Genomic DNA, 7,376 nt, shown 5'->3' with positions numbered 1-7,376 from the left:
AGCGGATGCAGCGGTTCAGCCAGCTGCGGCTCCAGTCGCTCAAGCTCCCGCGCCTGTTCAGCCGGTAGTTCAAGAGCCTGTTGCAGCAGCACCTGTGGCCGAACCCGTAGCTGAGCCTGAGCCAGCCCTGAAGTCGGATGAAGTGACTGTCACGCTGAAGCCGGGCGAAGCCAGTGAAATCAAGCTGGAAATGCTGGACAAGGCCACTGTCAGCTACGAGTGGACGACCAATGGTATTCCGGTCAACCACGACACCCACGGCGAGCCCTACAACGGCCCAAAGGGCTACTACCACAGCTACAGCAAGGGTAAACAGATCAAGGGGGATAAAGGCGAGTTCACCGCCATCTTTGACGGCACCCACGGCTGGTTCTGGCGCAACCGCAGCAACAGCGACGTGACCATCACGCTGAAGACCAAGGGCGAGTACCTGAGCGTCAAACGCGTGATTTAAGGTTTTTGCCTCTTCCGTCAGCTGGCGGAAGAGGCAACTCTCAGCCAATGGCACCACGCCCTGCACATCCACGGCACTATTTATCGACGCTGAAGCAGTCCCTCACCGACCCACTGCTTCAGCCAGGTAGCCGCTCGCAGAGGTGCCTGTTCACCGTGTTGACCCACGAGGTTCTCGCACATTGAAGCAAACGAGCCTCCATCGCTAAGTAACCGCAAAGCCGAAGCTTCATCCGGCTCCAGAGTACGGTACTGACAGACCAACTCATGTCGCCAAACCAAGCAATCCAGGGGCGCGGATAACGTAACGACAGCAGGAATATCGGCCTCGGCCTTGGCAGCCACCCACATGCCCACGGTGTTGTACTGTAGCTGCAACCAACGAACCGAGGGTGTGAGGTATACCCGCAGATTGACCCAGTCATCAGCCGAAAAACGACTCATCACACCCAGCGACAGTGGCACTGCATCCGGGGCGTCGAAGGCCAGGGTAAAGGCCCACTCAAGTGTCGCGAGTTCTATCATCGGGGAACGTTGCGGCTCGGCAATATAGCCGCGGATGAACTCCGGCAGCTTCTCGCCTAACCAGCGCAAACTGAAATGTCTCGATGGCCACGTGCTGATATAAGCCATGGCCAACTGTGCAAATGACTCATCACCCATCCAGCGATGCAACGCTGGGAAGTCTTCCCTCATGACGGAAAGAAGCCTGGCGCGATAAGCGTTTTGGTAAATCATCAGGCCATCTGCGGCAGGCAGCGTATTGCTACCTTGAATCTGCTCCAACAGCTCAGGAGGGATAACGGTATCGCCTGTGGTCAGGTAACGCTCCAGCGCTTCCTGCTGAGCACTCAGGCGCATGGTGCGGCAGCCCTTAGAGCATTGGCGGAGATAGAGCGCGCCTTGGACAGCTCCGCTAATAGCTCGTCAAAGGGCGGGAAATGATCATCTCGCTCAATCAAGGTGGCAGTAGCACCCAGATAGCTCAACGTTTTGCTGTACAGAGCCCAAACCGGATCGGCAATCGGCTGATCATGGGTATCAATGAGGTAGTGGCCGTAGTCGCTATGGCCGGCCAGGTGGATCTGGCGAATCCGATCTTGGGGCAACTCCATGATGAACTGCCAAGGGTCGAACCCTTGGTTTTTCGAACTGACGTAGACGTTGTTTACATCGAGCAGTAGCTCGCAGCCGGTAAGGCTGCTCAGTTCGGCCAGAAACTGAGACTCGCTCATGCAGGACGTTTTCCACTGCACGTAGGCCGATACGTTCTCAAGCACCAAGGGCCGCTGCAACACATCCTGAACCAGCCGAACCCTTGATGCCACATGCAGCAGGCTCTTCTGGGTGAATGGCAGTGGAAGTAGATCATGCAGCTGGTGAGCACTACCTCGGCTCCAACACAGATGGTCAGCGACCCAGCGGGGCTGAACTCGGTCGGCTAGATTTTTCAATTGGCGCAAGTAATCAGCGTCGATCTCATGAGAACCGCCAATCGACAGGGAAACCCCGTGCATGACCAGCGGATATTGCTCTTTGATCGCATCGAGGAAGTAGAGGGCTTTTCCCCCTCCGACCATGTAGTTCTCTGAGATGATCTCGAACCAGTCGACTGCGGGGCGTTGCTCCAGAATCTGCTGGTAGTACTCGCTACGCAAGCCGAGGCCAAAACCCAGTGAATCGCTTTTACTCATTAGGACTCCGGGTCAAGGGAGCGACTTGCACTCCCTTGGATGGGCTTACTCGCTGGTTTTACCGCCGGCCTCATCGCATTTTTCTTGGGTCATCAAGTTGAACCCCTGACCCTTACATTCCCCCTGGCCTTTGCAGGCGTTCTTTGCAGTCATGCAATCGTTTTGGCCTTTGCAGCCATTCACACCAAAGCATTTTACTTCAGCAGTTTTTGCATCCTGAGCCGCTTGCGCAGGCAGGGTAGCAAATAGGCTGGCGGCAACGAGTGCCAATGCAGCACCAGTAGCAACAGTATTTTTGGTCGACATAGTGGCAATCTCTCTTGAACGTTATGTGGAGGTCAGGACTATTTAGTGCCACTGACCCGAAGAAGCTTAGGCATCGCTGCCAGGCATGCCAGCAACGAATCCGCACAGGTTCAGTAGCGGGCATAAACAGACACTACAGAGCCCTGCAGAGTCTCCACAAGAAAGAAGTAGCAACCTGACAGAACTGTAATGTTCAGCTCAGGTTTATGACAGGGCACCCTGGTTAAGGTTACTTCGAGCCTGAAGCTCAATGCCTGATGACGACCCACTCAGGGTCACTTGGCTAACTGAACTGAATCGAGGAACGTCCAGATGAACTCAATCAAAACCCTGTTCGTGGTTATCGCGCTTACCGCTTCTTCTTTGGCGATGGCCGAAGGCGGTGCTGACCGTACTTTTGCTCGCATGGAACAGGCTAGCAAGGTATCGATGGAAGCCTATCAACTGGCCCAGCAACAGAATAAAGAGTCGCCGGTTGCAGGTAATAAAAGCAAAACAGCCGATCACGCCAACTGCTAGTCGCGGTCAACCTGACAGAAATGTAATCACTTAGCCGGTTGAGATATGGCAATTTCTCAAGCTCGCTGTCGGAACGATTTGAAAAATCACGACAGTGGGCAAGGCTGATAGGGAAAACCTCCCAGGATGAAGCTGGAAATAACCAAATGTCATGGTTGTTCCGCCCTGGCTCCTCTGACTGATTGGACATAACGGCATGCACTGCAAAACCTCAAGACGAACCTTCGTTAAAGGCCTGGCCGCTACCGGCATTCTCGGAGGCCTTGGCTTGTGGCGCACACCCGTTTGGGCGGTGACCAGTCCCGGACAGCCCAACGTATTAACGGGTACAGATTTCGACTTATTCATTGGTGAAACGCCAGTGAATATTACCGGAGCAGCCCGGACCGCGATGGCTATTAATGGGTCCATTCCAGGGCCAATTTTGCGCTGGCGGGAAGGCGATACCGTCACACTGCGTGTGAAAAACCGCTTGGCCGAAGACACCTCGATTCACTGGCACGGCATCATTTTGCCCGCGAACATGGATGGTGTGCCTGGCTTGAGCTTCCACGGCATCGCGCCCGATGGCATGTACGAGTACAAGTTCAAGGTCAATCAAAATGGTACTTACTGGTACCACAGCCACTCTGGGTTGCAGGAGCAGATTGGCGTTTACGGTGCCCTGGTCATCGATGCCAAGGAGCCTGAGCCGTTTAGCTATGACCGTGACTACGTGGTGATGCTGACTGACTGGACTGATGAAGACCCAACACGGTTATTGGCCAAGCTTAAAAAGCAGTCGGACTACTACAACCAGCACAAGCGCACCGTTGGCGACTTCATCAATGACGTGAGCGAGCAAGGTTGGTCGGCAGCAGTTGCTGACCGCAAGATGTGGGCCGAGATGAAGATGAGCCCCACCGATCTTGCTGACGTCAGCGCCTATACCTACACCTACCTGATGAATGGCCAGGCACCTAATGGGAACTGGACAGGTATCTTCAAACCGGGTGAAAAACTCCGTTTGCGCTTCATCAACGGCTCGGCCATGACCTACTTCGACGTACGTATTCCAGGCCTGAAGATGACGGTGGTTGCGGCCGATGGTCTGCACGTCAAGCCAGTCAGCGTTGATGAGCTCCGTATCGCCGTGGCCGAGACTTATGACGTGATTGTCGAGCTCGCTGACCAAGAGGCTTACACGATTTTTGCACAGTCCATGGATCGTACCGGCTATGCCCGCGGCACTCTGGCTACACGTGAAGGGTTGAGCGCTCCAGTACCCGAAACCGATCCTCGCCCCCTGATCGCCATGGGCGACATGGGTATGGATCACGGCAGCATGGCGGGCATGGACCATGGCAGCATGCAAGGCGGCATGAGCGGCATGGATCACAGCAAGATGGCCGGGATGGACGCTGGCGGAATGCAAGGTGATATGGCCGGTATGGACCACAGCAAAATGGCCGGCATGGACCATTCGGGTATGGCAGGTATGGACGCAGCGATGCAATCGCATCCGGCCTCTGAAACCAATAATCCCCTGGTCGACATGCAAACCATGACCCCGACCCATAAACTGGACGATCCAGGTATCGGCCTGCGCGCTAATGGTCGTCGTGTACTGACCTATTCCGACTTGAAAAGCACCTTCCCTGATCCGGATGGCCGCGAACCCAGCCGAACCATCGAGCTACACCTCACCGGGCATATGGAAAAGTTTTCCTGGTCCTTCGACGGCATCAAGTTCTCTGATGCCGAGCCTCTGCGTCTCAAGTACGGCGAGCGTGTCCGCATCACGCTGGTCAACGACACCATGATGACTCATCCCATCCATCTTCACGGCATGTGGAGTGATCTGGAGGATGCGAACGGCAACTTCATGGTTCGCAAACACACCATCGACATGCCACCAGGTTCCAAACGCAGCTATCGAGTGACTGCCGATGCATTGGGTCGCTGGGCCTACCACTGCCACCTACTACTCCACATGGAAATGGGCATGTTCCGTGAAGTTCGTGTGGATGAGTAAAGGAGATATCTGATGAGCACTTTTATGAAGCGAAAGGCCCTGGCCGGCAGCGTTACTGTGTTGAGCCTTTTGGCTGTCCTGCATGCTCCGGTGTTGTTGGCCGGTGAAGATCACAGTGAGCACAAACAACATGCTACTGAGACACAGGCTCCCAAATCGGTACCTGACACGAAGGCCGCACAAGCGAAGGAAAAGTCTGCTAGTCAGCAGATGGATCACGGGGACATGAACCATGGCGGCATGGACCACGAAAGCATGATGGATAAGCATGGCGGCAACGAAGCCGAAGCAGGTTCGAACCATGACCACTAGGTTTTTACGTCCGTCCCTAACAGCACTGGCAGTGTCGCTGAGCATGCTTGGCAGCGGACTCACCATCGCTGCGGAAGAAATGGATCATTCGGCAATGGGCCACGGTTCCATGCCGATGGACCATAGCAAGATGAACCACGGTTCTGCCAAAGAGCCGATGAAGGGCATGGATCATAGCCAGATGGGCCATAGCCAGAGCCAAGAAAAGGCTCCGACTATGGACCACAGCAAGATGGGTCACGGCGCTATGCAGGGGCAGATGGGGGGTATGGATCATTCAAAGATGAACCATGGTTCCGCTGAAGCCCCAAGAACTACCAGTCGCACGCCTATCCCGGTGCTGACAGATGCGGATCGTGAAGCAGCGTTCCCGCCGTTGCCAGGCCACAAGGTTCACGACAGCGCCATCAACAGCTTTTTCCTGCTCGACCAACTCGAATACCAGGATGCCGATGAAGGCAGCACCTTGGCTTGGGATGCGTCCGGCTGGATTGGAGGAGACATCAATCGTCTCTGGCTTCGCTCCGAAGGTGAACGCACCAATGGCGTCACTGAGGATGCTGAATTGCAGGCCTTGTACGGGCGCTCGATTGGTCCTTGGTGGGATGTGGTCGCGGGTGTTCGCCAAGACTTCAAGCCAGAGTCGCCACAGACTTGGGCCGCATTCGGCATCCAGGGTATGGCGCTGTATGCCTTCGAGGCGGAGGCCACTGCCTTTGTCGGCGAGAACGGCCAGACGGCTGCGCGCTTAGAGGGCGAGTACGACATTCTGCTGACCAATCGCCTGATCCTTCAGCCGACCGCTGAAGTGAATTTCTACGGCAAGAACGATCCCGAGCGAGGCATCGGCTCCGGCCTGGCCAATGCCGAGGTCGGTCTACGGCTGCGTTACGAGATCATTCGCCAGTTCGCACCCTACATCGGCGTTTCCTGGAGTCGCTCCTTCGGCAACACGGCCGACCTGGTGCGAGATGAGGGTGAGGATGTTGAGGAGGCACGCTTAGTTGCCGGTATTCGGATGTGGTTTTGAGAGCCTGACATGAAAAGAACAATTAAAACCTTAGTGGCGGCGGGTGTCGTCGGAAGCGCTGCATTAGTTGGCGGTGCCTACTTGGGCTTGGTCAACGTGGGTGCCGATGACCCTCACTTCCCGGCAGTATATGCTTTCCTGACAATGGCCAGAGATCGCTCTATCGAAGTGCGCTCCAAAGATATAGAAGTACCCAACCTCAATGATGACGCGCTTATCAAAGCCGGGGCTGGTAACTACAACTCTATGTGCATCGGATGTCATTTGGCACCGGGTGTTGCTGAAACAGAACTTAGCCAATCGCTGTATCCCGCTCCGCCGAACCTGACCAAAGTTGGTATCGATGGCAATCCAGCTGCTGCATTTTGGGTGATCAAGCACGGTATCAAGGCCACAGGCATGCCGGCATGGGGCAAAAGCATGGGTGATCAGTACATCTGGGGCATGGTCGCGCTCCTAGATCAACTGCCGAAAATGGATGCCGGGCAGTATCAAGCCCTAGTTGCATCGAGCGGCGGTCACGATCATGGCGGCGGTGAGACCCAAATGCATAACCACGAAGGTCAACATGGAAGCGCCAAGGCGGATCACCACGCCGAGCCTGAGGCAGCGACAGATCATCATGCTTCGGATAGTTCAAAGGCGAACGCAGGTGCCGATCATCACGGTGATTCGTCGAGCAGTGCAGATCATCACGCAGCAGATATGACCCCATCAGGCAGCGGCGCAGACCACCATGCGACGGATGGCCAAACGGCGGAAGGTGGCGCTGGTCACCACGAAACAGAGCCAGCTCAAAAGGAGCAGACCCCGGCCGCCGCGCCCAACACTCACACTCATGCCGATGGCAAAGAGCACCTTCATGACAGCTAAATGTAAAGGAGCACGGGCGGCGATGCTGGCCGCCTTGTTTATGAGCTCTGCAGTTCAATCAGCTGATGCCCTGACAATCGACGTGCACCGTGATGCAAATTGTGGTTGCTGCAAGAAGTGGATCTCGCACTTGGAAGCGAACGGCTTCAACGTCATCGACCATGTCGAGCGCGAT

At 55.6% G+C, this 7,376-nt stretch carries 9 protein-coding genes and 1 pseudogene; 7 read left to right on the top strand and 3 right to left on the bottom strand.

The window, feature by feature from the left end; all coding sequences use genetic code 11:
- On the top strand, nt 1–454 hold a 454-nt coding region (locus tag Q8O69_RS00415; protein WP_305588906.1), incomplete at its 5' end, for a transmembrane anchor protein.
- An 80-nt stretch (nt 455–534) separates the two neighbouring features.
- Here Q8O69_RS00415 and Q8O69_RS00410 read toward each other — a convergent pair.
- The 3 genes from Q8O69_RS00410 to Q8O69_RS00400 are packed head-to-tail and all read right to left on the bottom strand — an operon-like array spanning nt 535 to nt 2,453.
- Entirely contained in the window at nt 535–1,314 is a 780-nt protein-coding gene (locus Q8O69_RS00410) for a DNA-binding domain-containing protein (RefSeq protein WP_305588905.1), read from the bottom strand.
- Nucleotides 1,305–2,147, bottom strand: coding sequence for a DUF692 domain-containing protein (locus tag Q8O69_RS00405; protein WP_257776570.1), 843 nt, complete (start codon nt 2,145–2,147; stop codon nt 1,305–1,307). The genes Q8O69_RS00410 and Q8O69_RS00405 overlap by 10 nt, the downstream gene beginning before the upstream one ends.
- A 45-nt stretch (nt 2,148–2,192) precedes the next feature.
- Entirely contained in the window at nt 2,193–2,453 is a 261-nt protein-coding gene (locus tag Q8O69_RS00400) for a hypothetical protein (RefSeq protein WP_090503982.1), read from the bottom strand.
- Between the two features lie 312 nt (nt 2,454–2,765).
- On the opposite strand from Q8O69_RS00400, the gene Q8O69_RS00395 reads away from it, so the two are divergent.
- The 6 genes and pseudogenes from Q8O69_RS00395 to Q8O69_RS00370 form a co-directional block, all read left to right on the top strand.
- Nucleotides 2,766–2,972: a co-regulatory protein PtrA N-terminal domain-containing protein gene (locus Q8O69_RS00395; RefSeq protein WP_257776569.1), complete on the top strand. Its 207-nt coding sequence runs from the start codon at nt 2,766–2,768 to the stop codon at nt 2,970–2,972.
- Between the two features lie 196 nt (nt 2,973–3,168).
- A complete protein-coding gene (locus tag Q8O69_RS00390; RefSeq protein ID WP_257776568.1) occupies nt 3,169–4,986 on the top strand; it encodes a copper resistance system multicopper oxidase in 1,818 nt (605 codons plus the stop codon).
- Between the two features lie 12 nt (nt 4,987–4,998).
- A complete protein-coding gene (locus Q8O69_RS00385; RefSeq protein ID WP_257776567.1) occupies nt 4,999–5,298 on the top strand; it encodes a hypothetical protein in 300 nt (99 codons plus the stop codon).
- On the top strand, nt 5,288–6,328 hold the full coding sequence (locus Q8O69_RS00380; RefSeq protein WP_305588903.1) for a copper resistance protein B: 1,041 nt from the start codon (nt 5,288–5,290) through the stop codon (nt 6,326–6,328). Before Q8O69_RS00385 ends, Q8O69_RS00380 begins: the two co-directional genes overlap by 11 nt.
- Before the next feature lie 9 nt (nt 6,329–6,337).
- The gene (locus Q8O69_RS00375) at nt 6,338–7,201 is read left to right on the top strand and encodes a cytochrome c (RefSeq protein WP_257776565.1); all 864 of its coding nucleotides are present in this window, start codon (nt 6,338–6,340) and stop codon (nt 7,199–7,201) included.
- Nucleotides 7,202–7,223: 22 nt separating this feature from the next.
- A pseudogene (locus Q8O69_RS00370) lies at nt 7,224–7,376 on the top strand (DUF411 domain-containing protein); the annotation flags it as partial.

Origin of the sequence: Pseudomonas sp., assembly GCF_030690725.1 — a bacterium.
Taxonomy (GTDB): Bacteria; Pseudomonadota; Gammaproteobacteria; order Pseudomonadales; family Pseudomonadaceae; genus Aquipseudomonas.
This window is presented reverse-complemented; position numbering and strand designations above follow the sequence as displayed.

Coding starts and splice junctions, on each gene's coding strand:
- Q8O69_RS00395 (WP_257776569.1), top strand. CDS start 2,766: ATGAACTCAATCAAAACCCTGTTCGTGGTTATCGCGCTTACCGCTTCT.
- Q8O69_RS00400 (WP_090503982.1), bottom strand. CDS start 2,453: ATGTCGACCAAAAATACTGTTGCTACTGGTGCTGCATTGGCACTCGTT.
- Q8O69_RS00380 (WP_305588903.1), top strand. CDS start 5,288: ATGACCACTAGGTTTTTACGTCCGTCCCTAACAGCACTGGCAGTGTCG.
- Q8O69_RS00410 (WP_305588905.1), bottom strand. CDS start 1,314: ATGCGCCTGAGTGCTCAGCAGGAAGCGCTGGAGCGTTACCTGACCACA.
- Q8O69_RS00405 (WP_257776570.1), bottom strand. CDS start 2,147: ATGAGTAAAAGCGATTCACTGGGTTTTGGCCTCGGCTTGCGTAGCGAG.
- Q8O69_RS00375 (WP_257776565.1), top strand. CDS start 6,338: ATGAAAAGAACAATTAAAACCTTAGTGGCGGCGGGTGTCGTCGGAAGC.
- Q8O69_RS00390 (WP_257776568.1), top strand. CDS start 3,169: ATGCACTGCAAAACCTCAAGACGAACCTTCGTTAAAGGCCTGGCCGCT.
- Q8O69_RS00385 (WP_257776567.1), top strand. CDS start 4,999: ATGAGCACTTTTATGAAGCGAAAGGCCCTGGCCGGCAGCGTTACTGTG.